The sequence below is a fragment of the Pseudidiomarina tainanensis genome, assembly GCF_900115255.1.
Classification (GTDB): domain Bacteria; phylum Pseudomonadota; class Gammaproteobacteria; order Enterobacterales; family Alteromonadaceae; genus Pseudidiomarina; species Pseudidiomarina tainanensis.
In genome coordinates, this window is record NZ_FOYU01000001.1 from 335,758 (window position 1) to 352,647 (window position 16,890).

At 46.6% G+C, this 16,890-nt stretch carries 20 protein-coding genes and 1 pseudogene; 10 read left to right on the top strand and 11 right to left on the bottom strand.

Annotated features, from left to right (window positions below):
- The first annotated feature begins 173 nt into the window (after positions 1-173).
- Complete coding sequence (locus BM292_RS01540; protein ID WP_143434059.1) at positions 174-443, top strand: hypothetical protein; 270 nt, start codon at positions 174-176, stop codon at positions 441-443.
- On the opposite strand, the gene BM292_RS01545 is transcribed toward BM292_RS01540, so the two are convergent.
- Positions 430-2,565 carry a putative bifunctional diguanylate cyclase/phosphodiesterase gene (locus BM292_RS01545; protein WP_092854622.1) on the bottom strand — a complete coding sequence of 712 codons (2,136 nt, stop codon included), beginning with the start codon at positions 2,563-2,565 and terminating at the stop codon, positions 430-432. The two genes, BM292_RS01540 and BM292_RS01545, sit on opposite strands and share 14 nt — an antisense overlap.
- Positions 2,566-2,750: 185 nt before the next feature.
- On the opposite strand from BM292_RS01545, the gene BM292_RS01550 reads away from it, so the two are divergent.
- The 5 genes from BM292_RS01550 to prpF all read left to right on the top strand — a co-directional run bounded on the left by BM292_RS01550 (position 2,751) and on the right by prpF (position 9,431).
- Positions 2,751-3,440: a GntR family transcriptional regulator gene (locus BM292_RS01550; protein ID WP_092856831.1), complete on the top strand. Its 690-nt coding sequence runs from the start codon at positions 2,751-2,753 to the stop codon at positions 3,438-3,440.
- Position 3,441: 1 nt separating this feature from the next.
- Positions 3,442-4,320: a methylisocitrate lyase gene (gene prpB, locus BM292_RS01555; protein ID WP_092854624.1), complete on the top strand. Its 879-nt coding sequence runs from the start codon at positions 3,442-3,444 to the stop codon at positions 4,318-4,320.
- A gap of 111 nt (positions 4,321-4,431) precedes the next feature.
- Positions 4,432-5,556, top strand: a complete 1,125-nt coding sequence (gene prpC, locus BM292_RS01560) for a bifunctional 2-methylcitrate synthase/citrate synthase (protein ID WP_092854626.1) — start codon at positions 4,432-4,434, stop codon at positions 5,554-5,556.
- A gap of 79 nt (positions 5,557-5,635) precedes the next feature.
- Entirely contained in the window at positions 5,636-8,230 is a 2,595-nt protein-coding gene (gene acnD, locus BM292_RS01565; protein ID WP_092854629.1) for a Fe/S-dependent 2-methylisocitrate dehydratase AcnD, read from the top strand.
- Positions 8,231-8,234: 4 nt separating this feature from the next.
- Complete coding sequence (prpF, locus tag BM292_RS01570; RefSeq protein ID WP_092854631.1) at positions 8,235-9,431, top strand: 2-methylaconitate cis-trans isomerase PrpF; 1,197 nt, start codon at positions 8,235-8,237, stop codon at positions 9,429-9,431.
- On the opposite strand, the gene BM292_RS01575 is transcribed toward prpF, so the two are convergent.
- Together BM292_RS01575 and BM292_RS01580 are read right to left on the bottom strand one after the other, a co-directional pair.
- Positions 9,428-9,730 (bottom strand): type II toxin-antitoxin system RelE/ParE family toxin, encoded by a 303-nt coding sequence (locus BM292_RS01575; protein ID WP_092854633.1) that lies wholly within the window; start codon positions 9,728-9,730, stop codon positions 9,428-9,430. The two genes, prpF and BM292_RS01575, sit on opposite strands and share 4 nt — an antisense overlap.
- Before the next feature lie 3 nt (positions 9,731-9,733).
- Positions 9,734-9,964, bottom strand: coding sequence for a ribbon-helix-helix domain-containing protein (locus BM292_RS01580; protein WP_092854635.1), 231 nt, complete (start codon positions 9,962-9,964; stop codon positions 9,734-9,736).
- 153 nt (positions 9,965-10,117) lie between these two features.
- Here BM292_RS01580 and rluF point away from each other — a divergent pair, with 153 nt between their 5' ends.
- Complete coding sequence (gene rluF / locus BM292_RS01585) at positions 10,118-11,020, top strand: 23S rRNA pseudouridine(2604) synthase RluF (RefSeq protein WP_092854637.1); 903 nt, start codon at positions 10,118-10,120, stop codon at positions 11,018-11,020.
- Positions 11,013-11,396, top strand: a complete 384-nt coding sequence (locus tag BM292_RS01590; RefSeq protein WP_092854639.1) for a YchJ family protein — start codon at positions 11,013-11,015, stop codon at positions 11,394-11,396. Before rluF ends, BM292_RS01590 begins: the two co-directional genes overlap by 8 nt.
- 24 nt (positions 11,397-11,420) lie before the next feature.
- Here BM292_RS01590 and BM292_RS01595 read toward each other — a convergent pair whose 3' ends face one another.
- The 3 genes from BM292_RS01595 to BM292_RS01605 form a co-directional block, all read right to left on the bottom strand.
- Positions 11,421-11,789 (bottom strand): DUF4870 family protein, encoded by a 369-nt coding sequence (locus BM292_RS01595; protein WP_233340208.1) that lies wholly within the window; start codon positions 11,787-11,789, stop codon positions 11,421-11,423.
- An 80-nt stretch (positions 11,790-11,869) separates the two neighbouring features.
- On the bottom strand, positions 11,870-13,297 hold the full coding sequence (locus tag BM292_RS01600) for a protein adenylyltransferase SelO (protein WP_092854641.1): 1,428 nt from the start codon (positions 13,295-13,297) through the stop codon (positions 11,870-11,872).
- 81 nt (positions 13,298-13,378) lie between these two features.
- A complete protein-coding gene (locus tag BM292_RS01605) occupies positions 13,379-13,630 on the bottom strand; it encodes a hypothetical protein (RefSeq protein ID WP_092854643.1) in 252 nt (83 codons plus the stop codon).
- Positions 13,631-13,833: 203 nt separating this feature from the next.
- Here BM292_RS01605 and BM292_RS01610 point away from each other — a divergent pair, with 203 nt between their 5' ends.
- Positions 13,834-14,532: an OmpW/AlkL family protein gene (locus BM292_RS01610; protein ID WP_092854645.1), complete on the top strand. Its 699-nt coding sequence runs from the start codon at positions 13,834-13,836 to the stop codon at positions 14,530-14,532.
- A 60-nt stretch (positions 14,533-14,592) separates the two neighbouring features.
- Here the strand turns inward: BM292_RS01610 and BM292_RS01615 are convergent, their stop codons facing one another.
- Complete coding sequence (locus tag BM292_RS01615; RefSeq protein WP_092854647.1) at positions 14,593-14,805, bottom strand: DUF2798 domain-containing protein; 213 nt, start codon at positions 14,803-14,805, stop codon at positions 14,593-14,595.
- 110 nt (positions 14,806-14,915) lie between these two features.
- Here BM292_RS01615 and BM292_RS01620 point away from each other — a divergent pair, with 110 nt between their 5' ends.
- Positions 14,916-15,353 (top strand): thiol-disulfide oxidoreductase DCC family protein, encoded by a 438-nt coding sequence (locus BM292_RS01620; RefSeq protein ID WP_092854649.1) that lies wholly within the window; start codon positions 14,916-14,918, stop codon positions 15,351-15,353.
- Positions 15,354-15,386: 33 nt separating this feature from the next.
- On the opposite strand, the gene trxC is transcribed toward BM292_RS01620, so the two are convergent.
- The 4 genes and pseudogenes from trxC to BM292_RS01640 form a co-directional block, all read right to left on the bottom strand.
- Entirely contained in the window at positions 15,387-15,818 is a 432-nt protein-coding gene (gene trxC / locus BM292_RS01625) for a thioredoxin TrxC (protein ID WP_092854651.1), read from the bottom strand.
- Between the two features lie 82 nt (positions 15,819-15,900).
- Positions 15,901-16,023: pseudogene (locus BM292_RS11860) on the bottom strand (hypothetical protein); the annotation flags it as partial.
- A gap of 33 nt (positions 16,024-16,056) precedes the next feature.
- Positions 16,057-16,299, bottom strand: a complete 243-nt coding sequence (locus tag BM292_RS01635) for a type II toxin-antitoxin system ParD family antitoxin (RefSeq protein ID WP_092854653.1) — start codon at positions 16,297-16,299, stop codon at positions 16,057-16,059.
- Positions 16,300-16,424: 125 nt separating this feature from the next.
- Positions 16,425-16,634, bottom strand: a complete 210-nt coding sequence (locus tag BM292_RS01640; RefSeq protein ID WP_092854655.1) for a cold-shock protein — start codon at positions 16,632-16,634, stop codon at positions 16,425-16,427.
- Positions 16,635-16,890: the final 256 nt, after the last annotated feature.

The window sequence follows — 16,890 nt, forward strand, 5'->3', positions numbered from 1 at the left end:
TATTCTATTCAAAGTCAATCGACATATTTAAATGTTTTTTAAATGTTATCTATCTCCCGATAGATACTTCAGGGAAAGGTGGTCAGGAAGGGATTCCTTTTATATGAGTTGCATGTGAAGGGGTAGGTTTGAACACCATTCGTTGTGTTATTTTAAGTGGCAGCTGCTGTTTAATGGCAGGATGCAGTGATCTTAGTCCTTCATGTGATGCGGCGTTAGCGAAACGCGAAATCCGTCAGTTTGTTATGACCCAATTGCCTGGACACGTTGAGTTTAAATCGATGGGGATCACCACATTGCGAACCAACTTCGCAACTGGCGAAGTGTTGTGTTCAGCGAAGGTGACCTTACAAGATGCTTATTTGAATAACGAAGTGAGTCGTGCAGTCGGGTATACCGTAAAATATGATAAACAACACCAATTTAAGATTACGGTGTTCTAACATGTTTAAATGCTTGATTGAACTCATTTACAGAAACGGGGCGGCCGAATAAATAACCTTGATAGATGTAACAACCCAATTGGGTTAAAAATTGACGTTGTTCAGGTTCTTCAACACCCTCAGCAATGACCGAGAGTTTTAAGCTTTGTGCCAATTGTATGATGGCCTGAACAATCGTCGCTGTTGATTTCTGATGAAGCATATCGCGTACGAACTGCACATCAATCTTGAGTGTCTCAAATGGTAATTCCGCCAAATATAAGAGTGACGAGTAACCCGTACCGAAATCATCGATAGCGAATTGCACGCCAAATTTTGTAAGCTGACGCATTTTTTCTGCGACAATTTCAATATCATGCAGCATCAGGCTCTCTGTGATCTCAAGTTTGAGACGCGATGCATCAATGGCATTACGTTGTAATGCTTGATTGAGTTTGTCGACAAAATCAGGCTGTTGAAATTGTCGACCACTGACATTAATGGCGAGTGTGATGGATGCTGTCTCTGGGGATTTGCTCCAGGATTGTAAAATCACGCAGGCTTGTTGAATAATCCAATCACCGATTTCGATGATTAGACCTGACTCTTCAGCGATTGGAATGAATTCAGCCGGGGAGACCCAACCTTGTTCGGGATGATGCCAACGCAACAAAGCTTCAGCGCCGACGATGTCCTCATGCTGATTTACCTGAGGTTGCACGAACAGCTGCAACTCATTCCGTGTCAGAGCACTGCGTAAATCTTTTTCGAGCTTCGCTCGTTGCTTTGCTTGTTCAGCCATGTTTGCATGGAAAACCTCAACACCACTGTGATGATGATTCAACTTCGCATACGCCAAGGCTAAGCCGGCCTCGCCAAGAATAGAGTCGGGTAAACTCTGTTTGTCGAAACGGGTGATTCCAACGGATACTGTGAGCAGATGAGTAAAATGCCCCAACTTGTATGGTTGCTCAAGTCGCGACTGGATGGCTTTGATGAGTGCGAATGTCTCAACTTTTGAACGATGATCATCAGCGTGCATCGAGCACGGTAGCACGACAGCAAATTCATTTCCGGCTAAGCGAGCAATGAAAGTTTTTTTATCGGTCAATTGACTCAAATGTTGCTGTAATCGATCGGCGACTTCTTGCAATACCAAATCACCATTACTTGCTCCAAAGTTATTGTTAAGCGCTTTGAACTTGTCGAGATCGAAAATTGCTAGCGCATACGTGGCATGATCAATGGTTTCTAATTGCTCAATCAGCATTTGCCGATTGGCCAGACCGGTTAAACTATCGCGTGTTGCGAGATTATGAATGATTGAACGCGCTTCTTTTTGCGATTTAGCTTGGGCGTACAAACGTTTATCGACAAAGGTACCAAATACAGCAACTAGAATGGCGACGACCGCGCAAATTCCAATGAAATAAGCGAGCCAATGGTCGTGCTGATGTTGACCATTGACGTCAACAACACCATAAAATCGTGCTGCAAACATCGCAGTGTAATGCATCCCGCTAATTGCGAGAGCGATTAAGGCGGCAGATACGATGCGACTTAACAAACGCGATACGGGCGTTTTTCGTGACCAGCGATTCATCACTCGGTATGCCAGCATGGCAATGACACCAAGGCCCAACGCGACCGCTATTGAAACAACAAACCATCCCTGATCATAAAGTAACGTGCCATTAAACTGCATTGCCGCCATGCCAACATAATGCATAGTGCCAATGCCTAACCCCAAAACCATACCGGCAACCACTGTTAATGAAAGTGGTGCCGTATAAGGGGCTTTTTCAGCAACTTGCGTTTTCAGCGCAAACCAATTGGCGATAATTGCTGGAATGACCGACAACAAAGTTAAGTCGACCTGATGAGAAATTTCTAACGGTATTTCGAATGCCAGCATGCCAATAAAATGCATACTCCAAACAGCCAAGCCAGCAATCACGGCGCTGACAATGAGCCACACATGACGAAAGGTGGTTTGTTTGTAAGAACCAGCGCGAGTCAGTGTTAATAAAGACGTGTAGGCGCCGAGCAGGGCAACAGCATAAGATAAAAAGACGAGAAATAAATTATGACGGCCGAAAATAATAGGTTGTGTCGCCTGCCCAAAATCGAAGAATAATTCCATATTTTTCTTGTTGCTCTTTTTATTATCGATTTCTCGTAGGTATTGTCGTTTGTATCAACATACTACGGGAAAATATAGCAGACCGTTCAAAAAAATAAATTGTCGACAATAAGTTTTGTGTTCCACTTGGAATTGGCTGTTAATGAGCGTATCATTCGTTCAACTCATAAAATATGTCGACAATCATGACCGATTCACCACAAAGTCCATTATGGCGCTCGCCTGTCACTTCATCCGATCGACTCTTACTCGAGATGCAGCGGACGATAGTTGAAGGCGAAATAGCATCAGGCAGTAAGATTAGCGAGCCAGAATTGGCGCGTAAATTCAACGTGAGTCGAGCCCCATTGCGCGAAGCCATGGCGCGACTTGAGCGCTGTCACTTGATCGAACGTATCCCGAACGCTGGTGCACGCGTGGTGAAATTATCTACGGAAGGGTTACGTGCGTTGTATCAAATTCGGGAGGAACTCGAAGGGCTCGCATGTCGACTCGCGGCAGAAAATATGGATGAGCAAGAAATTGAACAGTTACGCGGTTTGCTTGACCAACATTTAAACACTCAGCGGGTTCGCGAAGGCGAAAGCTACTATCAAGAAGCCGGCGATTTAGATTTTCATTACCGCATCATTATCGGCAGTAAAAATCCATATTTGATTAATATGCTGTGCGATGAGCTCTATTTTCTTGTGCGTATGTACCGCGTGCAGTTGGGGATGAATGGCCCGCGTGTTTCACGTGCCTTTGATGAGCATAAAGCTATTATTAACGCCATTGCCAATCGCGATGGCGAGTTGGCGGATCTTTTGATGCGTCGTCACATTGCCGCCTCGCGCGGCAACATCGAATTGAAACTGCAACAATTGGGGAAGTAACATGACACAAACTCACAGTGCGGGCGCAAAATTCCGCCAAGCGATTACCGACAATAAACCATTACAAATTGTTGGTACCATTAATGCGTATACGGCAATGATGGCGGAGCGTGTTGGCCACCAAGCGCTATACTTGTCGGGTGCAGGCGTTGCCAACGCATCGTTTGGCTTGCCAGATTTAGGCATGACGTCACTGAACGACGTGTGCGAAGATATTCGCCGTATTACGGGCGCAACCGATGTGCCGCTACTAGTGGATGCAGACACCGGCTGGGGCGGGGCGTTCAATATTGCTCGTACCGTTAAAGAAATGACGCGTGCTGGCGCTGCAGGCTTCCATATTGAGGACCAAGTTGCGCAGAAACGCTGTGGACACCGTCCGAACAAAGAAATTGTCTCGCAGGCAGAAATGGTTGATCGCGTAAAAGCAGCCGTTGATGCGCGTATTGACGATCAATTCTTCATTATGGCGCGTACCGATGCCTTCCAACAAGAAGGTTTGGAGGCTGCTATTGAACGTGCACAAGCGTGTGTGGAAGCTGGCGCTGATGCTATTTTTGCTGAAGCGGTCCATACGCTTGAGCACTACCAAGCGTTCACCAAGGCGCTAGATGTACCAGTACTTGCGAATATTACCGAGTTTGGTGCCACGCCATTATTTAGCAAAGACGAATTAGCGGAAGTTGGCATCGAGTTAGTGTTGTATCCGCTGAGCGCTTTCCGTGCCATGAATAAAGCAGCACTCAATGTCTACGAGAGTATTTTGGCAAACGGCCATCAGAAAGATGTTGTCGATAGCATGCAAACGCGCGCGGAGTTGTATGACTTCTTAAATTATCATGCGTTCGAAGACAAGCTCGATCAGTTATTCAAAAAATAAAAACCAAAGCGCTATTAGATAATAGATATTGGATATTAGAAAACACGGGACACTAATATCTAATATCCAATTGCTAATATCGCCTTAGATTTTCAAAATAAGGAGTGAGAGATGGTTGATAAGAAATTGACGGGCGCGGGTTTGCGCGGACAAGTAGCAGGCGAAACAGCACTATGTACCGTTGGCAAAAGCGGTTCAGGCCTAACCTATTATGGCTATGACATTAAAGAATTAGCTGACAAAGTGAGCTTTGAAGAAGTGGCTTACTTACTATCACAGGGCGAGTTGCCAACCAAAGAACAACTGGCTGAATACAAAGCTCGCCTGAAGAAGCAGCGTGGCTTGCCACAAGAGCTTAAAGATGTGCTTGAGCGTATTCCAGCTGACGCACACCCGATGGATGTTATGCGCACTGGTTGTTCATTCTTAGGTAACATTGAGCCAGAAGAAGACTTCAACCAAGCGGACGCAAAGATTGAGCGCATGTTGGCGGCTTTCCCAAGCATTTTGCTGTACTGGTATCGTTTTAGCCATGAAGGCAAGCGTATTGAAACGCAAACAGATGACGATTCAATTGGCGCGCATTTCTTGCACTTATTACATGACAAGGCGCCGTCGAAACTGCACACCGACGTGATGAATACCTCATTGATTCTGTATGCAGAACACGAGTTTAATGCATCAACCTTCACAGCACGTGTTTGTGCGTCAACCTTGTCAGATATTTTCTCATGTGTCACAGGCGCCATTGGTTCACTGCGTGGCCCATTGCATGGTGGTGCGAACGAAGCAGCCATGGAATTGATTGAGAACATGAAAGACGCTGACGATGCTGAAAAGACTCTGATGGGCATGCTTGAGCGTAAAGAAAAGATTATGGGCTTTGGTCACGCCATTTATCGTGAGTTCGACCCACGTAACGACATCATCAAAGAATGGTCTGAGAAACTCTCGAAAGAGTTTGGTGACAGCCGTTTGTACGATGTATCGGTTCGTTGTGAAGAAGTCATGTGGCGCGAGAAAAAATTATTCCCGAACGCTGACTTTTTCCACGCTTCGGCTTATCACTACATGGGCATTCCAACGAAGTTATTCACGCCAATTTTCGTTATGTCACGCGTAACCGGCTGGACTGCGCACGTGAAAGAGCAACGCGCGAATAACCGTATTATTCGTCCGAGTGCCGACTATACTGGCCCAGCGCCACGTCCAGTATCTGCTTTGGAAGACCGCTAAGCAGATGAAAAAGAGGCACTTCGGTGCCTCTTTTTGGCTTTCCGAATGAAAACACTGATGTTAATGAAGGGGCATAGCCATGAATACCGAATTTCGTAAACCGCTCCCGGGCACTACGCTACAGTATTACGATACACGTGCCGCGGTAGAAGCGATTAAGCCAGGCGCTTATGACGGCCTGCCATACACCTCAAAAATTTTAGCTGAACAGTTAGTGCGTCGCTGCAATCCGGAAGATTTGACAGCTTGTTTAACGCAAATTGTTGAGCGCAAACGCGATTTAGACTTTCCATGGTACCCAGCTCGCGTCGTTTGTCATGACATTCTTGGTCAAACAGCATTAGTTGATTTGGCTGGTTTACGTGATGCCATTGCTGCGAAAGGCGGCGACCCGGCCAAAGTAAACCCAGTAGTGCCAACTCAGTTGATTGTGGACCACTCGTTAGCGGTTGAGCATGCAGGCTTTGAAAAAGATGCATTTGAGAAGAACCGTGAAATTGAAGACCGTCGTAACGACGACCGTTTCCATTTCATCAATTGGACCAAGACTGCATTCAAAAACGTGGATGTGATTCCGCCGGGTAACGGCATCATGCATCAAATCAACCTCGAGAAAATGTCTCCGGTGGTGCAAGTACGTGACAACGTCGCATTCCCTGATACCTGTGTAGGTACCGATAGTCATACCCCAATGGTTGATGCGCTGGGCGTTATCTCTGTCGGTGTTGGCGGTTTGGAAGCTGAAAGCGTGATGCTTGGCCGCGCCTCATATATGCGTCTGCCAGATATTATTGGTGTTGAATTAACTGGTAAATTAAAACCGGGCATAACCGGTACTGATTTAGTCCTAGCGATTACGCATTTCTTGCGTAAAGAGCGCGTGGTCGGTGCTTATTTAGAGTTTTATGGTGAGGGCGCCGATGCTCTATCAGTTGGTGACCGTGCAACGATTTCAAATATGACACCAGAATACGGCGCAACCGCGGCGATGTTCTATATTGATTCGCAAACCACGGATTACCTGAAACTCACAGGTCGCGATGACAAACAAGTTGAGCTTGTTGAGAAATTTGCGAAGCACACCGGGTTGTGGGCTGACAGCATGAAAGGTGCTCAATATGAGCGCGTATTGACGTTTGATTTGTCAAAAGTTGAACGTAACTTAGCTGGACCTTCAAATCCGCACGCGTTATTACCAGCGGCTGAACTGAGCTCGCGAGGCATTGCAAAGCATATTGAGCAACCAGAGAACGGTCTCATGCCAGACGGTGCAGTGATCATTGCAGCTATCACCAGCTGTACTAACACCAGTAACCCGCGCAACATGATTGCAGCTGGTTTGATTGCCCGTAACGCGAATAAACTCGGTTTAACCCGTAAGCCGTGGGTGAAAACCTCGCTGGCGCCGGGCTCGAAGACGGTGAAAATGTATCTTGAAGATGCCAATTTGCTACCTGAGCTAGAAAATTTGGGCTTTGGTGTGGTTGGTTTTGCGTGTACCACCTGTAACGGGATGAGTGGCGCGTTAGACCCGAAAATCCAGAAAGAAATTATTGAACGTGATCTGTTCTCGACGGCAGTACTCTCGGGTAACCGTAACTTCGATGGTCGGATTCATCCGTATGCGAAACAAGCATTCTTGGCATCACCGCCGTTGGTAGTTGCGTACGCCATCGCAGGTACTATTCGTTTTGATATCGAAAAAGACGTGTTGGGCTTTGACCATGACGGTAACCCAGTCACATTAAAAGATATCTGGCCAAGCGATGAAGAAATCGATGCGATTGTGAAGCAAGCGGTGAAACCGGAGCAATTCCGCACGGTGTATGACCCGATGTTTAGTATCGATGTTGATTACGGCGAGAAAACCGATCCGTTATATAACTGGCGTCCGCAGAGTACCTATATTCGTCGTCCACCCTATTGGGAAGGCTCATTCGCTTCAGCAAATAGCTTGAAGGGGTTGCGTCCGTTAGCGGTGCTTGGTGACAACATCACCACCGATCACCTGTCGCCGTCGAACGCGATTTTGGCCGACAGCGCCGCTGGTGAATATCTGGCGAAAATGGGCTTACCAGAAGAGGATTTCAACAGCTATGCGACACACCGTGGTGATCATTTGACCGCGCAACGTGCGACCTTTGCCAACCCGAAACTGTTCAACGAAATGGTATTGGATGATAACGGTGAGGTGATTCAAGGTTCTTTGGCTCGTGTTGAGCCAGAAGGCAAAGTCATGCGCATGTGGGAAGCAATTGAAACCTACATGGAGCGTAAGCAGCCGTTGATTATTGTTGCTGGTGCAGACTATGGCCAAGGGTCATCGCGAGACTGGGCAGCCAAAGGTGTTCGTCTCGCGGGTGTTGAATGCATTGTCGCTGAAGGTTTCGAGCGCATTCACCGTACCAACTTGATTGGTATGGGCGTATTACCTCTTGAATTTGAAGCAGGTACCACGCGTAAAACCTTGAATATTGATGGTACCGAAACCTTTGATGTTGAGGGTGATGTGAAGCCCGGTGCTGTGATGACTCTAGTGATTCATCGCGCCAACGGTGACACCGTGAAAGTGCCAACCAAGTGTCGTTTAGATACCGCAGAAGAAGTGTCGATATACTCTGCCGGCGGTGTATTACAACGCTTTGCACAAGACTTCTTAGCGGGAGAGGTGTAAACACATGGCATTTCCTCCACAGTTAAAAATTGCCGCCACGTATATGCGTGGCGGCACCTCGAAAGGGGTGTTTTTTAAGCTCGACGATTTGCCTTTAGCGGCACAGACGCCAGGCCCGGCTCGCGATAAGCTTCTGTTACGAGTCATTGGTAGCCCTGATCCGTATGGTAAACACACTGATGGCATGGGCGGCGCGACATCAAGCACCAGTAAAACTGTGATCTTGTCGCGTAGTTCTCGTGCTGATCACGATGTTGATTATTTGTTCGGCCAAGTATCAATTGATAAGCCATTTATTGATTGGAGCGGTAACTGCGGCAACTTAACAGCGGCGGTAGGCTCATTTGCAATCAGCAATGGCTTGGTCGATGCTTCGCGGATTCCAGACAACGGCACATGCGTCGTGCGCATTTGGCAAGCCAATATTCAGAAAACCATTATTGCACACGTACCAATTACCAACGGTGAAGTGCAAGAAACCGGCGACTTCGAGCTTGACGGTGTGACGTTTCCTGCGGCTGAGGTACAAGTTGAATTTATGGACCCAGCGTCGGATGAAGACGCTCAAGAGAACGGAAAGGGTGGCTCTATGTTCCCAACCGGAAACGTGGTCGATGAATTTGAAGTTCCTGGCTTTGGTAGGTTACAAGCCACTTTCATTAATGCCGGTATTCCGACTATTTTTGTAAATGCAGCGGATATTGGCTACACCGGTACCGAGCTTCAGGGCGCGATAAATGAAAATGCCGATGCGCTATTGAAGTTTGAAACTCTGCGAGCGCATGGTGCGCTGAAAATGGGCTTGATTTCATCTATTGATGAAGCAGCGTCACGCCAGCATACGCCGAAAATCGCATTTGTTGCGCCTCCAGCGGACTATGTCTCATCAAGCGGCAAAGCCATTAATGCGAGCGACATTGATGTGTTAGTCCGCGCGATGTCGATGGGCAAATTACACCACGCGATGATGGGCACAGCAGCGGTGGCAATCGCTACGGCGGCAGCGGTTCCCGGCACTTTGGTCAACTTAGCCGCTGGCGGCGGTGATCGTAACCAAGTGGTATTTGGTCATCCATCCGGCACTTTGCGCGTTGGCGCTGAAGCCAAGCAAGTGAACAGTGAATGGACGGTTACGAAGGCGATTATGAGCCGCAGTGCCCGTGTACTCATGGAAGGTTGGGTGCGCGTTCCACAAGACTAGAGCCACGTTTCTAAATCTTGACCGCCAAGGATGGCGATGATTTCTACTATCGTTCCATTATCCTTCGATTCGTTGATGCGGTAATAGATGCTATCAACACCACATACGCCGCGCCGATAACCCTGACGAACTTCATTAACAGCCGGAAACTGAAAAGGAATCTCGGCGATACGTTCGAAGGTCTCGAAAAATTTATAGAAATAATCATCGGCAGCTTGTTCACCAAAAGTTGACAGGCCATATGCGTAAATTCGCCGTAGATCTTCTTTGGCCGCATTGGATAGCTTGTATGAAGCCATCCGCTATTTTCTCAGTGCCTGCTTAAACTCATTTAAAATTTCATCTGCCGATTGCTCGGTAAATCCGCTTGTTTCGGCTTGTTGAAGTTTATAATTAATCGCTTCCGCTCGACGCGCACGACGAATTAAATCGTTAATTAATTCACTCTTACTCGCATATTCGCCGGTTACATCAACGTGTTCGCGCAGCCATTGATCGTTTTGCTCAGTTAACGTAATACTTTGTCGGGTCATTTTTAAGGACTCTCTTTAATGCTGGCTGTGGTGTAAATATACACCATGAGAGTGAAAATGCTAGCGACCAATATCGTCTTTTGTTTCATGATTTGTCTTACATTCTGATAAACTGCGCAGGTAAATTCAGTCTATCAAGGTGATTTTAAAGCCATGCAGCCAAACCAACCTCAGCAACGCGAAGCCGTTCGCCTGAACAAGTTCATTAGCGAAAGCGGCATGTGTTCGCGTCGTGAAGCGGATCGATTCATTGAGCAAGGGCAAGTCACTTTGAATGGCCGCAGAGCGGTGGTTGGCGATAAAGTTGGTGCTGGCGACGAAGTTCGAGTCAATGGACGTTTGGTAGCAGCGCAGAATAAAGAAAAGTTTGTGTTTATTGCACTGAATAAGCCGGTCGGTGTGGTGAGTACAACAGATTCAGCCGAGCGTAACAACATTCAGAAGTTTGTTGGTCATAAAGAACGGATTTTCCCGATCGGGCGTCTAGATAAAGACTCACAAGGTCTGATTTTCTTAACCAGCAATGGCGATTTGGTGAATAAGATTTTACGTGCTGGTAATAAGCACGAGAAAGAGTATGTGGTCACGGTTCACCGTCCTATTACATCTGATTTTATTCGTGGCATGGCTAGTGGCGTTCCGATTCTTGGCACCATGACGAAGCGTTGTAAAGTAGAGCAACTGTCGACATTCGTATTTCGTTTAACGCTCATTGAAGGTATGAATCGTCAGATTCGTCGGATGTGCGAGCACTTTGGTTATGAAGTTCGAAAGCTAGAACGCACGCGGATCATGAATGTTCGCTTAGGTGCTTTGCAGGTAGGGCAGTGGCGTAACTTAACCGAGCGCGAGCTCGCTGAACTCATGGCCTCGATTCAGCATTCTAGTGGCTTGGCTCCGGAAGGGCATAAGAGCCGTCGACCGAAACCGCAACGACCGCCGAGTGTGGGTGGCGAGCAACGACCCAACGCACGGGGACAGCGATCAGGCTCTCGTTCAAGGCATAAACCATCGAACGTGAGTAGCACGCATAAAAAAGGGTGGCCGTATGAATAAGCCACTCGGTAAAAAGTGCCCATGCGGCGGCGGAAAGTACGCCAAGTGTTGCGAACGGTTTCATTTAGGGAAGTCGTTACCACGCACACCTGAAGAGCTGATGCGTTCACGTTATAGCGCATATGCGCGCGGTTTAGCCTATTACGTCGCAGCAAGCTGGCACCCAAGTACCTTACCACCGGGATTTTCGTTAGACGACAATCCACAATGGTTACAGCTACAATTAATTGCCACGGGTACACACGGTAACCGCGGTTATGTGCATTTCAAAGCCTACTTTCAAATTGATGACGATATTGGCGTGATGGAAGAACAGTCGCATTTCATCCGCGAAAATAATCGTTGGTATTACTTAGATGGTGAAGTGCAGGAATAGCCTGCACTTCAAGGTCTAATCGTTTTAGACGTACATCGGACGATTTGCACTCAAAGCATTTAAGCCTTTTATGGCGCGGTAGATATACCAAACAGCCACCGCCAGAAGTATTAAGATACCGATACCAACCATCGTTAAAATTCCGCCAATAATAGTCCACAGTAAAACAAACCAAAACGTGCGGATTTGCCAGCGGAAATGCGATTCAAGAAAAGTGCCACGTACCTCACTCAATTTCACATAGTTCATCACTACACCAATAATTGACGTGATCCCGAATATCAAAGATACCAGCTGCAAGATATAGATAATTTGGGTGTATTGTTTGTTGGCTGCAAGTTGCGCTACAGCAACGTTATTCACTGACGATGATTCGTGATTGAAGTCTGACATAGGTTAAAATCCTTTATTGTTATTTTTGCATCCCTGTTAACTATATTGAATTGTTTCTAAACTTACCAATAAATTAGGGCTTAAGTGCCACAAAACGTTTGCGTGATCGCTTGTTCGGATTTAGCTGGTTCAAACCAGTCCTTAAACTCAGTGCGTTCAGTGAAGGGGTCGGCAAGCATGCGTTGTAAGCGGTTGAAAATGGTTAAGTCACCGTCATTGGCTGCTGCTTGAATGGCTAATTCTATTAAGTGATTACGCGGGATATATGCCGGATTCACTTGGTGGATATCGCTGCGGTCAGCATGTGCTTGCCAGTCATTAAACCAGATCTGCCATGAATCGCTATTTTCGAATAATTGTTGTGCGCGCTCAGGCGTGGCATCACCCAAGAAGCGAAACGCTTGGGTAAAGTCGACTTGCTGTGCTTGCATCAGGTTCAAATAGCGTTCGACAAGAGGTTTTGCGATGGTTGGGTCGTTCACGCCGATCTTACGGCTCATTTCTTTCCAATAATAGTCTTCGTAGGTGGTTTGAAATGTTTCAATCGTCGCGGTAGCTTGCGCGACCGCTTTGTCAGGATCGTCATCTATTAGCGGCAGTAATGTTTCTGCAAATCGAGCGATATTCCACAAGCCAATTGCAGGTTGGTTGTGGTAGGCATACCGACCGCGTTTATCAATGAAGCTAAATTTAGTTGCCGGATCATAGGCTTCCATGAACGCACATGGGCCGTAATCGATGGTTTCGCCGCTTAGTGTCATATTGTCGGTGTTCATCACGCCGTGGATAAAACCAAGGCTCATCCACTTGGCGATGAGTTGTGCTTGTTTGTTTTGCACGTGTTCAAGTAAATCTAAATAGGGTGTCGCAGCATCTTTTAGCGCTGGATAATGACGGTCAATCACGTAATCAGCAAAGCTTTTGAGTAAGTTGTAGTCTCTCAGATGCAGCACATACTGCGCCGTGCCAACTCGCAGGTGACTTTTGGCAACGCGTGTGAGAATGGCACCAGGTTGTGCCGTGTCGCGTTGCACCCACTCGCCGGTTGCTACTGCTGCCAATGCACGGGTCGTCGGTACGTTGAGCTTATGCATGGCTTCGCTCACTAAATATTCGCGGATGACCGGGCCCATCGGCGAGCGACCGTCACCACCGCGAGAATAAGGCGTTCGGCCTGATCCCTTAAGCTGAATATCGTAACGTTGCTGGTTATTGGCTATCACTTCAGTGAGCAGTAAGGCTCGGCCATCGCCAAGTTGTGGCACAAAGTTGGCAAACTGATGGCCAGCGTAGGCCAGCGCCGCAGGAGTTGCCCATTCGGGTGTTTGATTACCGGAAAATATTTGCAAGCCCTTTTCCGTCGCCCATAACTCTTGAGGTATTTGCAACTGCTTCGCTAACTCTTCATTAAATGCGAGCCATTGCGGTGCTTGCACAGATGTAGCTTTGCATGGAGCAAATAACTGTTCAGATAAATCTTGATAGCTGTGCTCAGGACGAAATGGCATGCCGTAAACCTTTATAGCGAGTTACTGCGTTCAGTTTAACATGGGGGAGAGGTGGGGTGCAGTCCTTGGACTGCACCCCACTTATTCCGGGCGAAGATCGCCATGCAGGAACTTACATACAAATACAACTTTGCCGTATTTTTTGAACGACCATTTTATACAGGCTTGTATGGCTTCCATCACGTCATCGTAATCACCAAACACTTGAGTGCTTAGCGTATTGGTAAGAATATGCAGATTAGGATATTTCGCTAATTCATCGATAAATTCACGAATTGGATCTTTGTAATTTTCAGCTAATGGGTATTTGCTGATATCAATCGTCAGTTTCATATAGTTTTTCTCCGGTAATTTTTTCTGATTATACAGAAAAGAGGGGGGCAGTCCTAGGTGTGCACCCCTCCTCATACCACCTTGGTGGTATTTGTTTGGTGTGCAAATACCCCTGATTTTCTTGTGGTTACATTTATTGATCGCGATCAATTTATTCCAGCAGTGACCTTATAAAATGTGCGGAAATTACTAAGGAGAGCTGTATGAAAAAGTCATTATTAGTTTGTAGTTTACTTGCGGCCGTGGCCGGTGCGCCTGCTTATGCAGATACCTTTAGCGTGAACGTTGGCGCAATCGGTGTGATGCCAAATGATAGTAGCTCAAACCTGCCAGTGGTGGAGTCCATTGCTGGATTTGAGAATGGAAGTACTGGGGTAACCGTTGATAACAACACCCAACTTGGTATCACCATTGACTACAAAATGACAGATAACTGGACGTTGGAATTAGTTGCAGCAACACCGTTTAGCCATGAAATTCATGGCACTGGTGTGCTTGCGGGAATGAAAATTGGTGAAACGAAGCACTTGCCACCAACGTTGTTAGCACAGTACCACTTTGATATCGGTTCTGACAATGTGAAGCCGTTCGTTGGTCTAGGTTTGAACTACACCACGTTCTTTGAAGACAAGGTATCAAACCAGTTGGTTTCTACTCTAGGTGCGTTGGGCGTTGCAACCGCTGATGACCACGTTGATCTCGCGTTGTCTGATAGCTTCGGTTATGCATTGCAAGCTGGCGTGAACTGGAAATTGACTGACAAGTGGGGCGTACACTTTATGGTATCGAAAATGGATATCGATACCGATGCAGACGTACGTTTGAATGGGACAACGATTGAAACTGTCGCTGTAGAAATTGATCCGACTGTCGCAATGGTTGGTGTGCGCTACACCTTCTAATTGCTCCCGAAAGAGTGACGAAAGAGGAGGGGTGCAGTCCAAGGACTGCACCCCTCTTTTTTATAGTTTTGCAGCGAGCTTTTCGCTGATCGCGCGAATGCGTTGACCGCCAATAAAAACTAAAAATCCGGCAATTGGCCACGCGATATAGAATGCGGTAAACCAACGGCCCCAGAAACCTGAATCAAATCCAGTATTAATCCAGGTGATTAAACAGGTCATCAACAATGCCATGTAGCAGCTCATTAGGGCTGGAAAAATCAACTTCTTCATCGCAGGTTACACCATAATTTAGTAACTACTTAAATAAAATCGATGCAGAGTTTATAAGATTTGTAGGTAAAGTCAAAGAGAAGAAGGAGAAGTGATCGGGAGGAGTCAACATGGCGTATAATTCAGGAACTCATAAACCACAAAAAGAGGTGCCCGTGGCCACAAAACTGACTCTTTTTTACGATGGTGGTTGCCCGCTGTGCGTGAAAGAAATGAAGCACTTAAAGGCGAAAGACAAACAGCGCAAGCTCAAATTTGAGAATATATGGGCAGTCGATTTCGCCGAGCGCTATCCGCACATTGAGGTGGCTGAAGCGAATCGCATTTTGCATGGACAAAAAGCCAACGGCGAAATGATTTATGGCTTGGATGTCACTCATGCTGCATGGTCAGCGGTAGGGCGAGGCTGGATGACAGCCACGTTACGTTGGCCCATCGTGAAATGGTTTGCAGACAAAGGGTATCTGTTCTTTGCCCGCAACCGCAATGGTATCTCGAAGCTAATTACGGGGCAGGAGCGCTGCCTGCAGTGCTCCCTCGACGAATAACCAATAACGAATAACGAATAACCAGCAACGCTCTTAAAGATGTTGATTTAGCCACTGCACCAACTGCGCCGGCCCCATCGCACCGGCTTGGCGTGCAACCTCTTGTCCGTTTTTAACCACCATCAATGTCGGAATGCTCCGAATCATAAAATGCTGAGCCAAGTGAGGCTCCGATTCGGTACTTACTTTTACGAAACGCGCCTTCTCAGCATACTGCTGCGCAACCTGTTCGAATATCGGCGCAAACTGCTTACACGGCCCGCACCAACTCGCCCAGAAGTCCACCACTAATGGTAAATCACTGTCGCGATGTACGCGAAACTCATCGGCGTTAACCGCAAATGCTTTCCCGGGAAATAACGAAGCCTTGCATACACCGCACTTAGCTTCGCTACGAGGCTTATCGGTAACAACACGATTTTTTTTATGACAGCTAGGGCATGCCACGATGATATTGTCAGCCATACGCGTCCTCTCTAAGAAAATTTAATACCGAGTATATGGGCTCTAACCTAAATTAATTCAAGGAAATAAAATGTAGTGGGTTTTAAAGGGGGAAATAAAGATAAGGATTCATTTGTTGATGCAATATTCGAACAATTAGAACGGCAGAACCTGAATTATCATTTGTAACGATACGATAAAAGACCGCATGGTGGTTATGGTTAAAACGTCGAACTCCTCAGCGGCGAGCGAAGAAAGTTTATAAGCCATGCTTTTGCTTCACTTGATTAGCTATATCGCGAAGTGACAAATCACTTACGCCACTAGCATCGCCGTCTGAAACAGCGTTTCGAAGCATATTAAGTTGGCGCTCTTGGGTTTCGAGTAAACGTAGCGCTGAGCGCACAACCTCGCTGGTGGAACCATAACGACCTGACTCAATGAGCTCGTTCACGAATTCATCGAGTTGAGTACCAATGGTAATACTTGTTGTGCGAGCCATCGTTAATCCAAGAATGTGTATGAATAATTAACACAATGATAGTCTGTTATTTAAAAGAAGCAAATTCAAGACATAAAAAAAGGAGCTCAACAGAGCTCCTCATTATCAAGCGATACTATCGGCGATTAAAGCGCAACGATGTTTTCAGCTTGTGGGCCTTTAGGACCTTGAGTGATCGAGAACGATACACGTTGGCCTTCGGCTAAGGTTTTGAAACCGGTGCTAGCAATTGCGCTAAAGTGAGCAAATACGTCTGCGCCACCTTGTTGCTCAATAAAACCAAAACCTTTTGCTTCGTTCAACCATTTTACAACGCCAGTTACTGTAGTAGACATATTATTAATCCTGAAAATTTAAAAATTTAATTGCCGTGGCGAAAACCACTGACAACGTCATGCGGGGTAAAAAAAGGAAATTTAAAGCTGCAGGACGAAGAATAATGCTAGTAATACGAAGTAGAGGAGATTTAACTTACTGTTTCTAACCAACGCGACGTACGCTACGCTGATTGTTCAACAAGTCAAACGTTATTTTAGTAACAGCTAAAAACAAGTGCCGATCGTGGTTTACCCACCTGAAGGTATACCACGG

Excerpts from the sequence above, each read along its gene's own strand:
- BM292_RS01540 (WP_143434059.1), top strand. The coding sequence starts at position 174 with ATGGCAGGATGCAGTGATCTTAGTCCTTCATGTGATGCGGCGTTAGCG.
- BM292_RS01545 (WP_092854622.1), bottom strand. The coding sequence starts at position 2,565 with ATGGAATTATTCTTCGATTTTGGGCAGGCGACACAACCTATTATTTTC.
- BM292_RS01550 (WP_092856831.1), top strand. The coding sequence starts at position 2,751 with ATGACCGATTCACCACAAAGTCCATTATGGCGCTCGCCTGTCACTTCA.
- prpB (WP_092854624.1), top strand. The coding sequence starts at position 3,442 with ATGACACAAACTCACAGTGCGGGCGCAAAATTCCGCCAAGCGATTACC.
- prpC (WP_092854626.1), top strand. The coding sequence starts at position 4,432 with ATGGTTGATAAGAAATTGACGGGCGCGGGTTTGCGCGGACAAGTAGCA.
- acnD (WP_092854629.1), top strand. The coding sequence starts at position 5,636 with ATGAATACCGAATTTCGTAAACCGCTCCCGGGCACTACGCTACAGTAT.
- prpF (WP_092854631.1), top strand. The coding sequence starts at position 8,235 with ATGGCATTTCCTCCACAGTTAAAAATTGCCGCCACGTATATGCGTGGC.
- BM292_RS01575 (WP_092854633.1), bottom strand. The coding sequence starts at position 9,730 with ATGGCTTCATACAAGCTATCCAATGCGGCCAAAGAAGATCTACGGCGA.
- BM292_RS01580 (WP_092854635.1), bottom strand. The coding sequence starts at position 9,964 with ATGACCCGACAAAGTATTACGTTAACTGAGCAAAACGATCAATGGCTG.
- rluF (WP_092854637.1), top strand. The coding sequence starts at position 10,118 with ATGCAGCCAAACCAACCTCAGCAACGCGAAGCCGTTCGCCTGAACAAG.
- BM292_RS01590 (WP_092854639.1), top strand. The coding sequence starts at position 11,013 with ATGAATAAGCCACTCGGTAAAAAGTGCCCATGCGGCGGCGGAAAGTAC.
- BM292_RS01595 (WP_233340208.1), bottom strand. The coding sequence starts at position 11,789 with ATGTCAGACTTCAATCACGAATCATCGTCAGTGAATAACGTTGCTGTA.
- BM292_RS01600 (WP_092854641.1), bottom strand. The coding sequence starts at position 13,297 with ATGCCATTTCGTCCTGAGCACAGCTATCAAGATTTATCTGAACAGTTA.
- BM292_RS01605 (WP_092854643.1), bottom strand. The coding sequence starts at position 13,630 with ATGAAACTGACGATTGATATCAGCAAATACCCATTAGCTGAAAATTAC.
- BM292_RS01610 (WP_092854645.1), top strand. The coding sequence starts at position 13,834 with ATGAAAAAGTCATTATTAGTTTGTAGTTTACTTGCGGCCGTGGCCGGT.
- BM292_RS01615 (WP_092854647.1), bottom strand. The coding sequence starts at position 14,805 with ATGAAGAAGTTGATTTTTCCAGCCCTAATGAGCTGCTACATGGCATTG.
- BM292_RS01620 (WP_092854649.1), top strand. The coding sequence starts at position 14,916 with ATGGCGTATAATTCAGGAACTCATAAACCACAAAAAGAGGTGCCCGTG.
- trxC (WP_092854651.1), bottom strand. The coding sequence starts at position 15,818 with ATGGCTGACAATATCATCGTGGCATGCCCTAGCTGTCATAAAAAAAAT.
- BM292_RS01635 (WP_092854653.1), bottom strand. The coding sequence starts at position 16,299 with ATGGCTCGCACAACAAGTATTACCATTGGTACTCAACTCGATGAATTC.
- BM292_RS01640 (WP_092854655.1), bottom strand. The coding sequence starts at position 16,634 with ATGTCTACTACAGTAACTGGCGTTGTAAAATGGTTGAACGAAGCAAAA.